The organism is Pseudomonas sp. LG1E9 (assembly GCF_003290225.1).
Taxonomy (GTDB): Bacteria; Pseudomonadota; Gammaproteobacteria; order Pseudomonadales; family Pseudomonadaceae; genus Aquipseudomonas; species Aquipseudomonas cyclaminis.
In genome coordinates this window covers 2,414,149-2,429,672 of record NZ_CP029983.1, presented here as the reverse complement: position 1 = coordinate 2,429,672, position 15,524 = coordinate 2,414,149, and the positions used below count along the sequence as shown (strand labels likewise).

The following is a 15,524-nucleotide window of genomic DNA, read 5'->3' as shown; positions in this document are numbered from 1 at the left end:
ACAAGGTGAGGTCAAGCGCAGCATTCTGCGCGGCCTGCCGTTATTGCCCTGAAAAAAGACTGGGTTCGGCCTGGACCAAAGCAAAGCGCGGGACCTGTTCGCCGTCAACTTCGACGGTCTCCAGGAACATGCTCAAGGGGCGCACCCAAAAGCCGTATTCACCATACAGCGCTTGGTAGAACACCACTTCTTCTTCAGTTTCAGAGTGCCGTGCCACATTAAAAACGCGGTACTGCGGCCCCTTATAATGTTGGTAGAGCCCTGGTTCAACTTTCATGCTCTGGCCCTCTTACAAAATTTGTTAAAAAAAAAATACAAGACCACCCAAAAACAAAAACCGGGGCACTGGGCCCCGGCTTCCGTCAACTCAACGCTTAGACGCGTTCGAAGACGGTGGAAATGCCTTGGCCGAGACCAATGCACATGGTGGCAACCCCAAGGTTGCCGCCATTTTGCTTCATCACGTTAAGCAAAGTGCCGGAAATACGTGCACCGGAGCAACCGAATGGGTGGCCCAGGGCAATCGCACCGCCGTGCAGGTTAACCTTCTCATTCATCTTGTCGAGTACTTTCAAATCTTTCAGCACTGGCAGGGCCTGTGCGGCGAAAGCTTCGTTGAGCTCGAAGAAGTCGATATCAGAGATGGTCAGGCCCGCGCGCTTCAAGGCTTTTTGTGTGGCCGGTACTGGACCATAGCCCATGATTGCCGGGTCCACACCCGCCACGGCCATCGAACGGATCACCGCCAGTGGCTGGATGCCCAGGTCCTGGGCACGCTGCGCCGACATCACGATCATGCATGAAGCACCATCGGTGATTTGCGACGAAGTGCCGGCTGTCACGGTGCCGCCCTTTGGATTGAAGGCAGGTTTCAAGGCTGCCAGGCTTTCCAGGGTGGTATCCGGACGAATGGTTTCGTCGTAGTCGAACAGTTTCAGGAAACCGTTCTCGTCGTAGCCGTTCATCGGGATGATTTCATCCTTGAACTTGCCTTCCACCGTCGCCTTGTGGGCGAGTTGGTGGGAGCGTACGCCGAACGCGTCCTGGGCTTCGCGGGTGATGCCGTGCATTTTGCCGAGCATTTCCGCGGTGAGGCCCATCATGCCCGAGGCTTTCGCCGCGTAGAGGGACATGTGCGGGTTAGGATCAACGCCGTGCATCATGCTGACGTGGCCCATGTGCTCCACACCACCGACCACGAACACATCACCGTTGCCGGTCATGATCGCCTGGGCGGCGGTGTGCAGCGCGCTCATCGACGAACCGCACAGGCGGCTGACGGTCTGGCCCGCCGCAGTGTGCGGGATCTGGGTCATCAAGGAGGCCATGCGCGCGATGTTCCAGCCCTGCTCCAGGGTCTGGTTGACGCAGCCCCAGATCACGTCCTCGACTTCGTTCGGGTCGACCTTGACGTTGCGTTCCAGCACTTTGCTGATCAGGTGCGCGGACATGTCTTCAGCGCGGGTGTTGCGGTGCATGCCGCCCTTGGAGCGGCCCATCGGCGTGCGACCGAAGTCGACAATCACCACGTCTCTTGGATTCAAGCTCATAAATATTCTCGCTCTAGTCGTCTGGGCGCTTAACCGAAGAAGCTCTGGCCATTCTTGGCCATTTCACGCAGCTTCGCGGTCGGGTGGTACAGCGGGCCCAGATCAGCGTATTGATCAGCCAGGGCAACGAATTCAGCCACACCGATCGAGTCGATGTAACGCAGCGCACCGCCACGGAATGGAGGGAAGCCAATACCGTACACCAGGCCCATATCGGCTTCGGCGGCGGTCTCGACGATGCCGTCTTCCAGGCAGCGCACGGTTTCCAGGCACAGGGCGATCATCATCCAGTTGATGATGTCCTCGTCGGACACCTCACGCTGTTCGTAGATGACCGGCGCGAGCACTTCGTGCACCGATGGATCGGCGACTTTCTTCTGCTTGCCCTTCTTGTCCGCCTCGTAGGCGTAGAAGCCCTTGCCATTCTTCTGGCCCAGGCGCTTGGCCTCGTACAGCGCGTCGATCGCCGAGCGGCGGTCGTCTTTCATGCGGTCCGGGAAGCCTTCAGCCATTACGTCGCGACCGTGGTGGCCGGTGTCGATGCCGACCACGTCCATCAGGTACGCCGGGCCCATTGGCCAGCCGAATTTTTCCATGACTTTGTCGATACGCACGAAGTCCACACCGGCGCTGACCAGCTTGGCGAAACCGCCGAAGTACGGGAACAGCACGCGGTTGACCAGGAAGCCCGGGCAGTCGTTGACCACGATCGGGTTCTTGCCCATTTTCTTGGCGTAGGCCACGGTGGTGGCAACGGCCAGTTCGCTGGACTTCTCGCCACGGATCACTTCCACCAGCGGCATCATGTGTACCGGGTTGAAGAAGTGCATGCCGACGAAGTTTTCCGGACGCTTAAGAGCCTTGGCCAGCAGCGAGATGGAAATGGTCGAGGTGTTCGACGCCAGGATCGTGTCGTCTTTGACGTGGCTTTCAACTTCAGCCAGTACCGCCTGCTTGACCTTCGGGTTCTCGACAACGGCCTCGACTACCAAGTCGACATGGCCGAAATCGCCGTAGGACAGCGTAGGACGAATGCCGTTAAGCACTTCGGCCATTTTTGCAGCGGTCATGCGACCTTTATCAACGCGACCTACCAGCAGCTTGGCCGCTTCGGCCAGGCCTTGCTCGATACCGTGCTCGTTGATGTCCTTCATCAGGATCGGCGTGCCTTTGGACGCCGACTGATAGGCGATACCGCCGCCCATGATACCGGCGCCGAGTACGGCGGCCTGTTTCACGTCCTTGGCGATTTCGTCGTAGGCCTTGGCCTTTTTCTTCAGTTCCTGATCATTCAGGAACAGGCCGATCAGGCTTTGGGCCGCCGAGGTTTTCGCCAGTTTGACGAAGCCTGCCGCTTCTACTTCCAGTGCCTTGTCGCGACCGAAGTTCGCGGCTTTCTGGATGGTCTTGATCGCTTCAACCGGCGCCGGGTAGTTCGGGCCGGCCTGGCCAGCCACGAAACCTTTGGCGGTTTCGAACGACATCATTTGTTCGATGGCGTTGAGCTTGAGTTTTTCCAGCTTCGGCTGACGCTTGGCCTTGTAGTCAAATTCGCCGCTGATGGCGCCCTTGATCAGGTCAAGTGCAGCTTCGGCCAGTTTGTCCGGGGCAACCACGGCGTCGACAGCACCGACTTTCAGCGCGTCTTCAGCACGGTTTTCCTTGCCTGCGGCAATCCATTCGATGGCGTTGTCGGCCCCGATCAGGCGCGGCAGACGTACGGTGCCGCCGAAACCTGGGTAGATGCCCAGCTTGACTTCAGGCAAGCCGATCTTGGCAGTGGCCGACATGACGCGGAAGTCTGCGGCCAGGCACATTTCGAAGCCGCCGCCCAGCGCGATGCCATTGATCGCGGCAACGGTCGGTACGTTGAGGTCTTCGAAATCGCTGAAAATCTTGTTGGCTTCGAGGTTGCCAGCCACCAGCTCGGCATCGGGCAGCTTGAAGTTGTCGACGAATTCGGTGATGTCAGCGCCGACGATAAACACGTCCTTGCCGCTGGAAACGATCACGCCCTTGACCGAAGCATCTGCTTTGATGGTGTCTACGGCCTGACGCAGTTCGTTCAGGGTTAGACGGTTGAACTTGTTGACGGACTCACCCTTGAGGTCGAATTTCAATTCGACGATGCCACTTTCAAGAGCCTTAACCGTGATGGCTTTACCTTCGTAAATCATCAACTGATCTCCACGATATGGAAGCTGAACAGTACACATTGGACGCTGGCCTCTGGTTGGACACTGGCCGCTAGGTCAATGCTCACTCCAATCCGCCAGGCACACCCGCCAATGCGATAGTCGGGATGCATGTATGAGCGGTCTGACAGACAAACGCTCAATTCATACGCCCGTTTGATTTGGGTACGCCACCTTCATCCAATTCCAGGCAATTGTCAATCGCTCGAAAGGCTAGGAAAAACGCGACTTTCCAGTCATTTCAGAACCCCAACCATAGGCCCACGCTTCGCCAATATTCAAATATTCACGAAATCAATTATAGGAAAGATGTGGGAAAAGACTGTACAGAACGGGATATCCGGCTAGGCTAGCCGCAACCGTAACGCGCCTGGATGAACATCCGACGCGGCAACCAGAGATTTACCGGCCTGCCTGGCCAACTCCAGCCCGATGATGATGTCGGGCTTTTTATTGCCTGGCTTTCATGCCAACGCCTTGAGCAGTGCATCAATGGCGAGCAGATCACTCGCTTCGCCCTTCTCGCCCCAATACAGGGCGATCATCTGCTTGTCAGCCTCGACTTTGTAGACGTTGGCCGGCAGCGTTGCAAAATACGGCAACAACTTCTCGTCCTCACAGACTTCGCGCCACTGGTTGACCCACATCCCCGGCTCCAATTGCAAGTAGCTCCAGATGGCCGGCGTGCTGCCACGCCGTGGCCGGCAGTACTGCGCGCAGGGGCTCGGCGGCTCCTGTTTGAGCCAGTGCGGCCACTCCTGGGGTGCCAACTGCATGGCCAGCCCGATGCGGCGCGCCTCCATGCGCAGGGCCATCCGCCCGCTCTGATGGCGCGACGGGCGCAGCCATGCCAAAGGGCTCAGAACCACCACAAGGATTGACACCACTATCCAGACCGTCATATGTGTACTCCCGAATTTCTAGATGAGCGGATTTGACCGGATACAACCCGATCCGCTTGAAAGCAGCCATACTTAATTTATTGCAGTCCCCTGGAGGAACGCCTCATGCCCTACCAACATATTCTGGTCGCTGTCGACCTGACCGAAGAGTGCGATCCAGTGATCAAGCGCGCGCAGGAATCTGCATTGGCCAATGGCGCCATACTGTCGCTGGTGCATATCGTCGAGCCCATGGCCATGGCCTTTGGCGGTGACGTGCCGATGGACCTTTCCCAGTTGCAGCAACAACAATTTGACCAGGCCAAGGAGCGCCTGGATCGTTTGATTCTCAAATACCCGCACCTGAAAAAGGAAGACTGCCACCTGACATACGGCCAACCGCGCCAGGAAATCCATCACCTGGCCAAGGAAAAGGCTTGCGACTTGATCGTGGTGGGTAGCCATGGTCGTCACGGCTTGGCGTTGTTGCTGGGTTCTACTGCCAATGATGTACTGCACGGCGCGCCGTGCGATGTGCTGGCCGTGAAGCTTGTAAAAACCTCATAAGGCGAATGAGGACCAAATGTGGGAGGGGGCTTGCCCCCGATAGCAGTCTGTCAGTTGATACATTTGGAGACTGATACACCGCCATCGGGGGCCAGCCCCCTCCCACATTTGAACTGCATTTCATATGAAAAACCCGGTGTTCATACTAGTGAACACCGGGTTTTTTATTGCATGCGGATCACTCAGGCATCCAGCTCGGCCCAACGCTCCATCAACACTTCCAGTTCCTGGTTCAGCGCCTCCAGGGAAGCAATGACCTTGGCAGTTTCCGCTGCCGGACGCAGGTAGAAACCCGCATCAGCCATGTCCGCTTCAACAGCAGCAATCTGCTTTTCCTTGGCGTCGATATCACCCGGCAACGCTTCCAGCTCGCGCTGCAGCTTGTAGCTGAGCTTCTTCTTGGCCGCCGGCGCAGCTTCGGGTGCAGGAGCCGCGGCGGCAACCGGTGTTACCACCGCCGAGGTCAAGTCGGCCTTGCCGGACTTGCTCTCGGTCACGCCCAACAGGCGCGGTGAACCGCCCTGGCGCAGCCAGTCCTGATAACCACCGACGTATTCGCGAACCTTGCCTTCACCTTCGAAGACCAGGGTGCTGGTAACCACGTTGTCGAGGAATGCCCGGTCGTGGCTGACCATCAGCACGGTGCCGTTGAAGGTCAACAGGACCTCTTCCAGCAGTTCGAGGGTTTCTACGTCGAGGTCGTTGGTTGGTTCGTCGAGTACCAGCAGGTTGGCCGGCTTGCTGAACAGCTTCGCCAGCAGCAGGCGTGCGCGCTCACCACCGGACAACGCTTTGACCGGCGTACGTGCACGCTGCGGGCTGAACAGGAAGTCGCCCAGGTAACTCAACACATGGCGGCTCTGGCCGTCGATATCGATAAAGTCGCGGCCTTCCGCCACGTTGTCGATCACGGTTTTTTCCAGGTCCAACTGATGGCGCAACTGGTCGAAGTAGGCCACGTCGATGCGCGTGCCCTCTTCGACTTTACCACTGGTCGGTTGCAGGCCATTAAGCATCAGCTTGAGCAAGGTGGTCTTGCCGGTACCGTTGGCGCCCAGCAGACCGATACGGTCGCCGCGAGCCAGGACCATGGAGAAGTCCTTGATCAGGAACGGGCCATCCGGGTGATGGAAGCTGACGTTCTCCAGCACCATCACCTGCTTGCCCGACTTGTCGGCGGTATCCAGCTGGATATTGGCCTTGCCGGTACGCTCGCGACGTTCGCTGCGCTCAACGCGCAGGGCTTTCAGCGCGCGTACACGGCCTTCGTTACGGGTGCGGCGGGCCTTGATGCCCTGGCGGATCCAGACTTCTTCCTGGGCCAGCTTTTTATCGAACAGGGCGTTGGCGGTTTCTTCAGCCGACAGCGCCGCTTCCTTGTGCACCAGGAAGCTGGCGTAGTCGCCGTTCCAGTCGATCAGGCCACCACGGTCCAGTTCGAGGATGCGCGTGGCAAGGCTCTGCAGGAAGGCACGGTCGTGCGTGATGAACAGCACGGCGCCCTGGAAGTCCTTGATGGCTTCTTCAAGCCAGGCAATGGCGCCGATGTCCAGGTGGTTGGTGGGCTCGTCGAGCAGCAGCAAATCCGGTTCGGACACCAAGGCCTGGGCCAGCAGCACGCGGCGACGCCAGCCGCCGGACAGTTCGGCGAGGGTCTTGTCGGCAGGCAGTTGCAGGCGGCTCAGGGTGCTGTCGACCAGTTGCTGCAGGCGCCAGCCGTCACGGGCTTCGAGGTCCTGCTGGACGTGCATCAGCTTGTCCAGGTCTTCCTCGGTGACGCAGTTCTGCGCCAGGTGATGGTATTGCGCAAGCAACTCGCCCACGCCGTCCAGGCCTTCGGCAACCACGTCGAACACTGTCCGTCCGTCGGCCACCGGCAATTCTTGCGGCAATTCGCCAATCTTGAGGCCTGGGGCGCGCCAGACAGAGCCGTCATCGGGCTTCTGGTCGCCTTTGACCAGCTTCATCATGCTGGACTTGCCGGTGCCGTTGCGGCCGATGATGCACACCCGCTCACCACGGGCGATCTGCCAGGACACCTTGTCCAACAACGGCATAGCGCCGAAAGCAAGGGACACATCGCTGAATTTGAGCAGGGTCATACGCTTCTCCAAAAACTGGGCGCGCATTCTACCTGACTTGAGGGTGGGATGCGGCCAGCATTTTCAAGGCCGACACGTTCTGTAGGACATTTCCGGTAAACCTGAACGAACCGGCCGGCAAAGCTTTCGCCGGTCGCTGGCAAAAGGCTAAGCTAGGGGCAATCAGCGTCGGCGGTGCCGACGCTAGTCGTGATTTCTCTGCACGGACGTCTCATGCGCAGTCGCCTTTTCAACTTTTTATCTTGTCTGCTTCTTTCCGCCACCGCCGTTCAATCCGCCCAGGCCGTGGACCTCACCACCCAACGTCAATATTACGATGAAGCCAAGCGCGCACTGGCCAAGGGCGATACCGGCCCCTATATGCAATACAGCCAGGCCCTGGCCGACTACCCGCTGACGCCGTACCTGGCCTACGACGAGCTGACCGCGCGCCTGAAAACCGCGAGTAATCAGGAAATCGAGCAGTTTCTCGCCAAAAACGGCGACCTGCCCCAGGCCAACTGGATGAAGCTGCGCTGGTTACGCTGGCTGTCCGAGCGTGGCGATTGGCAGACCTTTGAAAAGTACTACGACCCCAAACTCAATTTCGTCGAACTGGACTGCCTGCACGGCCAATACCAGCTCACCCACAACCTGAAGGCCGAAGGCTACAAGACCGCCGAAAAGCTGTGGATGACCGGCAAATCCCAACCCGCCGCCTGTGATGCCACCTTTGGCCAGTGGGCCGCCGACGGCCAACTCACCGAACAGAAAATCTGGGACCGCACCAAGCTCGCCGCCGAAGCGCGCAACTACGCGCTCGCCAACAGCCTGGTGAAAACCCTGCCGACCCTCGGCGCCCAAGGCCGCCTGATGGTGGATGTGGCGCAAAAGCCCGACATGCTCAGCGATCCATCGCGCTTCCAGCCGGCCACCGAGGCTATGTCTGACGCCGTGGGCCTGGGCCTGCGTCGCCTGGCCCGCCAGGACCCGGACAAGGCCATGGCCCTGCTCGACGGCTACGCCAGCAGCATGCACTTCTCCCGTGACGAAAAAGTGTCGATCGCCCGCGAAATCGGCCTGACCCTGGCCAAGCGCTTCGACCCACGCGCCCTTGAGGTGATGACCAAGTACGACCCCGAGCTGCGCGACAACACCGTCTCCGAGTGGCGCCTGCGCTTGCTGTTGCGCCTGGCACGCTGGGAAGATGCCTACCAGTTGACGCGCAAACTCCCACAAGACCTGGCCACCACGAACCGCTGGCGCTACTGGCAGGCCCGCAGCCTGGAACTGGCCGAGCCGAAGAACCCGCAAGCCCTGGTGCTCTACAAGAACCTGTCGCGGGAGCGGGACTTCTACGGATTCCTCGCGGCTGATCGCTCCAAAGCCCCGTACCAACTGAACAACAAGCCGCTGGTGATGAGCCAGGCGCTGGTCAATAAAGTCCGTAACACCCCCGGCGTACGCCGCGCCCTGGAGTTTTACGCCCGTGGGCAGATCGTGGACGGTCGCCGCGAGTGGTACCACGTCAGCCGCCACTTCAACCGCGATGAGATGGTCGCCCAAGCCAAGCTGGCGTACGACATGAAGTGGTACTTCCCGGCGATCCGCACCATCAGCCAGGCCCAGTACTGGGACGATCTGGACATCCGCTTCCCGATGGCCCACCGCGACACCCTGGTGCGTGAAGCCAAGGTTCGTGGCCTGCATTCGAGCTGGGTATTCGCCATCACCCGCCAGGAAAGCGCCTTTATGGACGATGCCCGCTCCGGCGTTGGCGCCAGCGGCCTGATGCAACTGATGCCCGGTACCGCCAAGGAAACCGCGCGCAAATTCAGCATCCCCCTGGCCTCCCCGGCCCAGGTGTTGGACCCCGACAAAAACATCCAACTCGGCGCCGCCTACCTGAGCCAGGTGCACAGCCAATTCAACGGCAACCGCGTACTCGCCTCCGCCGCCTACAACGCCGGCCCCGGCCGAGTGCGCCAGTGGTTGCGCGGTGCCGATCACTTGAGTTTCGATGTATGGGTGGAGAGCATCCCATTCGACGAAACCCGCCAGTACGTGCAGAACGTGCTGTCTTATTCAGTGATCTACGGGCAAAAGCTCAACTCGCCACAGCCGCTGGTGGATTGGCATGAGCGGTATTTTGATGATCAGTAACACTTGAAACGGAAAGGAAAAATGCCCGCATTGAAAAATGCGGGCATTTTTTATGAGCCTGCCCGAGGCTCGCTTTGCACGGCTTCAGCCAAGGCCAGGCTCAACGCCTGCAGCATGAACTCAACGAAGGGCGTGGCCTCGGCCTGCCGGTCTGCAGTTGAAAGCGCGGCATAGTAAGCGTCCTGCTGTTCACGAATAACCGCTTCCACTGGCAGGTAGGCCAATACAGGACGCCATTGGCTGAGAATCAGCGTTTGCCAGAGCCGTCCCATGCGCCCATTACCATCGGCAAAAGGGTGGATAAATTCAAACTCATAATGGAATACACAGCTGGCGATCAACGGGTGCCAATCGGAAACCGACAACCATTGGAGCAGGTCATCCACCAGATGCGTTACACGGCTCGCGGGCGGAGCCATGTGTACCAATTGCTCGCCACGATAGATACCAACACCCGCCTGCCGAAACCGTCCGGCATCGTCGATCAAGCCATACATCAGCAGTTCGTGAGCCTGCAACACATCCGCGCGATTACTCGGCAGCCACTGCGGCATTGCCTCGTAGGCAGCAAACGCATTACGCACTTCCTGGATTTCTCTAGGCAGCCCCAATACTCGTCGGCCTTCCAGAACAGCAGTCACCTGCTCGACGCTGAGGGTATTGTTCTCGATCGCCAATGAGGCCTGAATCGTACGGATTCGATTACCCCGCCTGAGCTGTGGCGTCTGACGGGTGTCGTCACCGACTGAGAGCTGACCAATCTGCTCACTGATATCAGCCACCAGGGCCAGCATCTTTGTGGTCAGTGTCAACGGAGGTTGATAGCGGCTCATGTCCTCATCCAGATCAATAGCGAAAGATTGCATAATGCCTTAAGGAGCAAGCACACCGCAGCTTCATTCCATATCCCCACCAGCACTGAACTGCAACGCCGCCAACCGCGCATACAGCGGATTGCTCGCAATCAGCTGCTGATGCGTGCCCACCGCCACCAGCTTGCCCTGGTCCATCACGGCGATCCGATCAGCATTCTTCACCGTGGCCAGGCGATGGGCGATCACCAGCGTGGTGCGCCCTTGCATCAGTTGCGGCAAGGCTTGCTGGATCAGGTGTTCACTCTGGGCATCGAGGGCGCTGGTGGCTTCGTCCAGCAGCAGGATCGGTGCGTCCACCAACAAGGCGCGGGCGATGGCCAGGCGCTGGCGCTGGCCGCCGGAGAGGCCCTGGCCACCGTCGCCCAGGTGAGTCTGGTAGCCGTTCGGCATTTGCAGGATGAAATCATGGGCGTGGGCGATGCGCGCAGCGGCTTCGACCTGCTCGCGGGTCGCGCTCGGGTTGCCGTAGCGGATGTTTTCTTCGACGCTGCCGAAAAACAGCGCCGGGCTCTGGGACACCAAGGCGAAATGGCGGCGCAGATCCAGGGGGTCGAGTTCGGTCAGCGGGTGACCTTCGAGCAGTATGCGGCCGTGCTGGGGGTCGTAGAAACGCAGCAGAAGGTCGAAAATGGTCGACTTGCCCGCGCCGGAGGGCCCGACCAAGGCCAGGGTTTCGCCGGGGTTGATCGTCAGATTCAAGCCGTCGATGGCGTAGCTGTCGGGTCGTGACGGGTAGGAAAAACGCAAGTCCTGCAGCTCCATACGCCCACTGACCCGCGCCGGCAACTGCACCGTGCCTGCGGCCGGCGCCTGGATTTCGTTAGTCGACTGCAACAGCTCACCAATGCGCTCGGCTGCACCGGCGGCACGTTGCAGCTCACCGAGCACTTCGCTCAGGGTGCCGACGGCGCTGCCGACGATCAGGCTGTAGAACACAAACGCCGCCAGTTCGCCGCCGGAAATACGCCCACTGATCACGTCCATGCCGCCCACCCACAGCATCACGCCCACGGCACCGAGCACCAGCATGATCACCAAGGTGATCAGCCAGGCCCGCTGGGCAATACGTTTACGCGCCGTGGCAAAGGCTTCTTCGACGGTCACGGCAAAGCGTTGTTCGTCCTGGACCTGGTGGTTGTAGGCCTGCACGGTCTTGATCTGGCCGAGGGTTTCGGACACATAACTGCCCACATCGGCGATCCGGTCCTGGCTCAGGCGCGACAGGCTACGCACGCGGCGACCGAAAATCAGGATCGGTGCCAGCACCAGCGGCAGCGCCACCACCACGATACTGGTGAGCTTGGGGTTGGTGACGAACAGCAGCACAATGCCGCCGATGACCATCAAGGCATTGCGCAGGAACAGCGACAGCGACGAGCCGATCACCGATTGCAACAAGGTGGTGTCGGTGGTCAGCCGCGACTGGATTTCGGAGCTGCGGTTGTTCTCGTAGAAGCCGGGGTGCAAGTAGATGAGGTGGTTGAACACCTGCCGACGAATATCCGCCACCACCCGCTCGCCAATCCAGGACACCAGGTAAAACCGTGCAAAAGTACCCACCGCCAGGCCCAGCACCAGGATCATGAACAGGCCGATGGACTGGTTGAGCAGGTGCGGCGACTGGGTCATGAAACCCTGGTCCACCAGCAGGCGGATGCCCTGCCCCATGGACAAGGTGATGCCGGCGGTGACGATCAGCGCCAACAGGGCGCCCAGCGCCTGCCAGCGATAGGGCGCGATAAAGCGGCTGGCCAGGCGAATTGCGCGGCGTTGACGGACTGAGAACATGGAGGGCATTACCGATGAGGGGTCTATACCTCAACATTGGGGGAACTTGGGTAAATAACAATGAGTCAGGTTAATTATGCCCGCCGATGCTGGCCCCTAGAGGCTATCGGTCTAACACCCGGCTGGAAATCGACAGCGGTTTCTGGTGGACTGGATGTTCGAACCGGTGGTCGTGCAGGGAGTTGTCACAGCGCGGTCACGCGGGGGGTTCAAAGTAGGTACACAACCTGATGAGGAGACAGGCCATGACCTTGCAAAACAGTAGCGATGCCAAGATTGAAGTGATCCGCCAACCCCAGCAGTTGCCTTGCTCCGTCATCGACGCCCAAGGCCATGAGGTTCAGATCACCGAAGAGATGATCCAGCAAGCGTGCCGCGAACTGGAAGAAAAACTGGTCAAGCCTGCCCAGCAAGGCTGAAACGCCCAAGCTCTTTCAGACCCGGCCGCGATGGCCGGGTTTTTTATGGGCGCTTAAATAGCCACTGCGCCCAATGCGGACACAATCTTCGACAGCGCCTCCGACTCCCCATTGATACGTACCTTCAAGCCCTCGATCTCCCGACGCTCCGGGTAATGCTTGCGCAGCAGGTCGAACGCCTTACGCTGTTCTTCCACAGTTCCCACCAGGCTGCGACGGAAATCCGCATCATCCCGGCGCGGGTCGTACACGCTGCGGCACAAGGTCGCCAGCGCCCAGGCGGGGTCGGTCGAAGCATTCAGGTGCACTTCAGACAACCACGACGCCGGCAACAGTTCGCTCAAGTGGATGCTCGGTGCCTGGCCCAGGTACGCGCAAAACGCCTGGTAGATCTGCGCCGTGCCGCGCTGACGGCCTTCCAGGCTGTAACCGGCGATATGCGGCGTGGCCAGCACGCACAAGTCGGCCAGGTCCGCATCCACTTCGGGCTCGCCTTCCCATACATCCAGCACCGCTTGCAGGTCTTCGCGCGCCAGCAACACCTCGCGCAGGGCAGCGTTGTCCACCACCGGGCCGCGGCTGGCGTTGATCAGCCAGGTGCCGGGCTTGAGCTGCTCCAGGCGCTGGCGGTCGAACAAATGCCAGGTCGAGCCATTGCCGGACTTGGTCAGCGGCGTGTGCAAGCTGATCACGTCGCTCTGCTCGACGATCTGCGCCAGGCTCACGTAGTCGCCGTCTTCGGCGATCTGCCGTGGCGGGTCGCACACCAGCACGTTCCAGCCCAGGCCCTTGAGCACCTTGACCAGGCGCCCGCCCACTTCACCGGCACCGACGATGCCGTAAGTACGCTTATTGAGGTCGGCGCCTTCGATCTCGGCGAGGGTCTGCAGGCTGCCCAACACGTAGTCCACTACCCCACGGGCATTGCAGCCGGGGGCGCTGGACCACTGGATACCGGCTTGCTTGAAGTAGTCCAAATCCAGGTGGTCGGTGCCGATGGTGCAGGTGCCGACAAAGCGCACGTTGGAGCCCTCCAGAAGCGCGCGATTGACGTTGCTCACCGAGCGCACCAGCAGCACATCCGCCTGCTCGACCGTGGCGCGGTCAAGAGAACGGCCGGGCACCCGGCGAATCTCGCCAAATCCTTGGAAGAAGGCATCGAGCAGCGGGATATTTTCGTCGGCAACAATCAGCATGGCAGGCTCCTTTGGCGGACCCGCAGTGTACAGGCTTGCGTGGATTCAATGTGGGAGGGGGCCTGGCAGGTTGCTTACAAATCCCCAACACAGGTTTTTTCCTGACCATTGCGTCAGGGCGTAGAATCCGCCGTCCTTGCGCTCCTCTCAATTGGACACCTGTACGTGAACACTGCCACCACCGCCCTCACCCGCCCCGCCCGCATCAGCCGGGAAGTGCGCGACCTGCTGACGCTCGCCCTGCCGATCATGATCGGCCAACTGGCCACCACCGCCATGAGTTTTGTCGACGCGGTCATGGCCGGGCGGGTCAGCCCCCAGGATCTGGCGGCGGTGGGCCTGGGCAACTCGATCTGGATCCCGGTGTACCTGCTGATGAGCGGCACGCTGCTGGCCACCACGCCGAAAGTCGCCCAGCGCTACGGGGCAGGCCAGTTCAACGAGATCGGGCCGCTGGTGCGCCAGGCGTTGTGGCTGGCGGTGGTCGTGGGGATCATCGGCGCATTGCTGCTGCTGTGCGCCGAACCGATCCTGCATGCCATGAAGGTCGAGCCCGACCTGATCGAACCATCCATGGGCTACCTGCACGGCATCGCCGCCGGGATGCCGGCGATTGCGCTGTATTACGTGCTGCGCTGTTTCAGCGACGGCCTGGGCCGCACGCGGCCGAGCATGGTCATGGGCCTGGTCGGCCTGGCGCTGAATATTCCGCTGAACTACATCTTCATCTACGGCCACTTTGGCGTGCCGGCCATGGGCGGCGTGGGCTGCGGCTGGGCCACGGCCATTGCGATGTGGGTGATGATGCTCGGCCTGGCCGTCTGGACGCGCTGGGGCCCGGCCTATCAGAGCAGTGAATTGTTCAAACGGTTTGACTGGCCGCAATGGGCAGTCATCAAGCGTGTGCTGGGGATTGGCCTGCCGATTGGCGTCGCGATCTTCGCCGAATCGAGCATTTTTGCGGTAATCGCCCTGTTGCTCGGCAGCCTGGGCGCCACGGTGGTGTCCGGGCATCAGATCGCACTGAACGTCAGCTCGCTGGTGTTCATGATCCCCTACTCCCTGAGCATGGCCGTCACCGTGCGCGTCGGTCAGGCCCTCGGCCGTGGCGAGGCACGGGAAGCACGCTTCGCCGCCGGTGTCGGCATGGGCACCGCGCTGGCGTATGCGTGCCTGTCGTGCAGCCTGATGCTGTTGTTCCGTGAGCAGATCGCGACGATCTACACCCCGGACCCAGTGGTGATTCACTTGGCTTCGACGCTGATTGTGTTCTCGGCGCTGTTCCAGTTCTCGGACTCGATCCAGGTCACGGCAGCCGGCGCCTTGCGTGGCTACCAGGACACCCGCGTGACCATGGTGCTGACCTTGTTCGCCTACTGGGGCGTGGGGCTGCCGGTGGGTTATGCCCTGGGGCTGACCGACTGGCTCGGCGCCCCAAGCGGCCCCAGCGGTTTGTGGCAAGGGCTGATCGTGGGCCTGAGCTGTGCGGCGGGGATGTTGCTGGTACGCCTGGCGCGCAGTGCACGCCGGCGTATCCGGGCGGACAAGGCGCGGGGTTAGTCGGCCTTCTTGCGAATCCAGTACAGATAAGTGCCAGCCTGTTCCTGCTGATCCACCAGTTCGTGGTCCAGGAACACGCAGAACTTGGGAATATCGCGGCGGGTCGACGGGTCCGTTGCGATCACCTTGAGCAAACCGCCCGCCGGCAGGTCGCGGATGTGCTGGTGCAGCATCATCACGGGTTCCGGGCAGTTGAGGCCGGTGGCATCGAGAATGCCGTCGACAGGGCTTTCGTTGATATCGCTCATT

The 15,524-nt window shown here is 60.5% G+C and carries 12 protein-coding genes and 1 pseudogene; 4 read left to right on the top strand and 9 right to left on the bottom strand.

Annotation, left to right across the window (positions count from 1 at the left end):
• Positions 1 to 40: 40 nt before the first annotated feature.
• The 4 genes from DNK50_RS11465 to DNK50_RS11445 form a co-directional block, all read right to left on the bottom strand.
• Positions 41 to 277 (bottom strand): DUF1653 domain-containing protein, encoded by a 237-nt coding sequence (locus tag DNK50_RS11465; RefSeq protein WP_112194093.1) that lies wholly within the window; start codon positions 275 to 277, stop codon positions 41 to 43.
• 97 nt (positions 278 to 374) lie between these two features.
• Positions 375 to 1,550, bottom strand: coding sequence for an acetyl-CoA C-acyltransferase FadA (gene fadA / locus DNK50_RS11460; RefSeq protein ID WP_112194091.1), 1,176 nt, complete (start codon positions 1,548 to 1,550; stop codon positions 375 to 377).
• Positions 1,551 to 1,579: 29 nt separating this feature from the next.
• On the bottom strand, positions 1,580 to 3,727 hold the full coding sequence (gene fadB, locus DNK50_RS11455) for a fatty acid oxidation complex subunit alpha FadB (protein WP_112194089.1): 2,148 nt from the start codon (positions 3,725 to 3,727) through the stop codon (positions 1,580 to 1,582).
• Between the two features lie 482 nt (positions 3,728 to 4,209).
• Complete coding sequence (locus DNK50_RS11445) at positions 4,210 to 4,647, bottom strand: hypothetical protein (protein WP_112194085.1); 438 nt, start codon at positions 4,645 to 4,647, stop codon at positions 4,210 to 4,212.
• A gap of 105 nt (positions 4,648 to 4,752) precedes the next feature.
• Between DNK50_RS11445 and DNK50_RS11440 the strand changes: the two genes are divergently transcribed.
• Entirely contained in the window at positions 4,753 to 5,193 is a 441-nt protein-coding gene (locus DNK50_RS11440) for a universal stress protein (RefSeq protein WP_099587437.1), read from the top strand.
• A gap of 182 nt (positions 5,194 to 5,375) precedes the next feature.
• Here DNK50_RS11440 and DNK50_RS11435 read toward each other — a convergent pair whose 3' ends face one another.
• Entirely contained in the window at positions 5,376 to 7,295 is a 1,920-nt protein-coding gene (locus tag DNK50_RS11435; protein WP_099587438.1) for an ATP-binding cassette domain-containing protein, read from the bottom strand.
• A gap of 213 nt (positions 7,296 to 7,508) precedes the next feature.
• Here DNK50_RS11435 and DNK50_RS11430 point away from each other — a divergent pair, with 213 nt between their 5' ends.
• The gene (locus tag DNK50_RS11430; RefSeq protein ID WP_112194083.1) at positions 7,509 to 9,437 is read left to right on the top strand and encodes a transglycosylase SLT domain-containing protein; all 1,929 of its coding nucleotides are present in this window, start codon (positions 7,509 to 7,511) and stop codon (positions 9,435 to 9,437) included.
• 65 nt (positions 9,438 to 9,502) lie between these two features.
• On the opposite strand, the pseudogene DNK50_RS11425 reads toward DNK50_RS11430, so the two are convergent.
• Positions 9,503 to 10,270 (bottom strand): annotated as a pseudogene (locus DNK50_RS11425) (Fic family protein); the annotation flags it as partial.
• 63 nt (positions 10,271 to 10,333) lie between these two features.
• Positions 10,334 to 12,109 carry an ABC transporter transmembrane domain-containing protein gene (locus DNK50_RS11420; RefSeq protein ID WP_162633372.1) on the bottom strand — a complete coding sequence of 592 codons (1,776 nt, stop codon included), beginning with the start codon at positions 12,107 to 12,109 and terminating at the stop codon, positions 10,334 to 10,336.
• Between the two features lie 236 nt (positions 12,110 to 12,345).
• On the opposite strand from DNK50_RS11420, the gene DNK50_RS28925 reads away from it, so the two are divergent.
• Positions 12,346 to 12,519: a PA1571 family protein gene (locus DNK50_RS28925; RefSeq protein ID WP_032888780.1), complete on the top strand. Its 174-nt coding sequence runs from the start codon at positions 12,346 to 12,348 to the stop codon at positions 12,517 to 12,519.
• Between the two features lie 53 nt (positions 12,520 to 12,572).
• Here the strand turns inward: DNK50_RS28925 and pdxB are convergent, their stop codons facing one another.
• Entirely contained in the window at positions 12,573 to 13,715 is a 1,143-nt protein-coding gene (gene pdxB / locus DNK50_RS11415) for a 4-phosphoerythronate dehydrogenase PdxB (protein ID WP_112194079.1), read from the bottom strand.
• 165 nt (positions 13,716 to 13,880) lie between these two features.
• Between pdxB and DNK50_RS11410 the strand changes: the two genes are divergently transcribed.
• Entirely contained in the window at positions 13,881 to 15,275 is a 1,395-nt protein-coding gene (locus DNK50_RS11410) for an MATE family efflux transporter (RefSeq protein ID WP_112194077.1), read from the top strand.
• On the opposite strand, the gene tusA is transcribed toward DNK50_RS11410, so the two are convergent.
• Positions 15,272 to 15,523 (bottom strand): sulfurtransferase TusA, encoded by a 252-nt coding sequence (gene tusA / locus DNK50_RS11405; protein ID WP_099587443.1) that lies wholly within the window; start codon positions 15,521 to 15,523, stop codon positions 15,272 to 15,274. The genes DNK50_RS11410 and tusA overlap by 4 nt on opposite strands.
• Position 15,524 lies beyond the last annotated feature (1 nt).

Excerpts from the sequence above, each read along its gene's own strand:
- DNK50_RS11465 (WP_112194093.1), bottom strand. The coding sequence starts at position 277 with ATGAAAGTTGAACCAGGGCTCTACCAACATTATAAGGGGCCGCAGTAC.
- fadA (WP_112194091.1), bottom strand. The coding sequence starts at position 1,550 with ATGAGCTTGAATCCAAGAGACGTGGTGATTGTCGACTTCGGTCGCACG.
- fadB (WP_112194089.1), bottom strand. The coding sequence starts at position 3,727 with ATGATTTACGAAGGTAAAGCCATCACGGTTAAGGCTCTTGAAAGTGGC.
- DNK50_RS11445 (WP_112194085.1), bottom strand. The coding sequence starts at position 4,647 with ATGACGGTCTGGATAGTGGTGTCAATCCTTGTGGTGGTTCTGAGCCCT.
- DNK50_RS11440 (WP_099587437.1), top strand. The coding sequence starts at position 4,753 with ATGCCCTACCAACATATTCTGGTCGCTGTCGACCTGACCGAAGAGTGC.
- DNK50_RS11435 (WP_099587438.1), bottom strand. The coding sequence starts at position 7,295 with ATGACCCTGCTCAAATTCAGCGATGTGTCCCTTGCTTTCGGCGCTATG.
- DNK50_RS11430 (WP_112194083.1), top strand. The coding sequence starts at position 7,509 with ATGCGCAGTCGCCTTTTCAACTTTTTATCTTGTCTGCTTCTTTCCGCC.
- DNK50_RS11420 (WP_162633372.1), bottom strand. The coding sequence starts at position 12,109 with ATGCCCTCCATGTTCTCAGTCCGTCAACGCCGCGCAATTCGCCTGGCC.
- DNK50_RS28925 (WP_032888780.1), top strand. The coding sequence starts at position 12,346 with ATGACCTTGCAAAACAGTAGCGATGCCAAGATTGAAGTGATCCGCCAA.
- pdxB (WP_112194079.1), bottom strand. The coding sequence starts at position 13,715 with ATGCTGATTGTTGCCGACGAAAATATCCCGCTGCTCGATGCCTTCTTC.
- tusA (WP_099587443.1), bottom strand. The coding sequence starts at position 15,523 with ATGAGCGATATCAACGAAAGCCCTGTCGACGGCATTCTCGATGCCACC.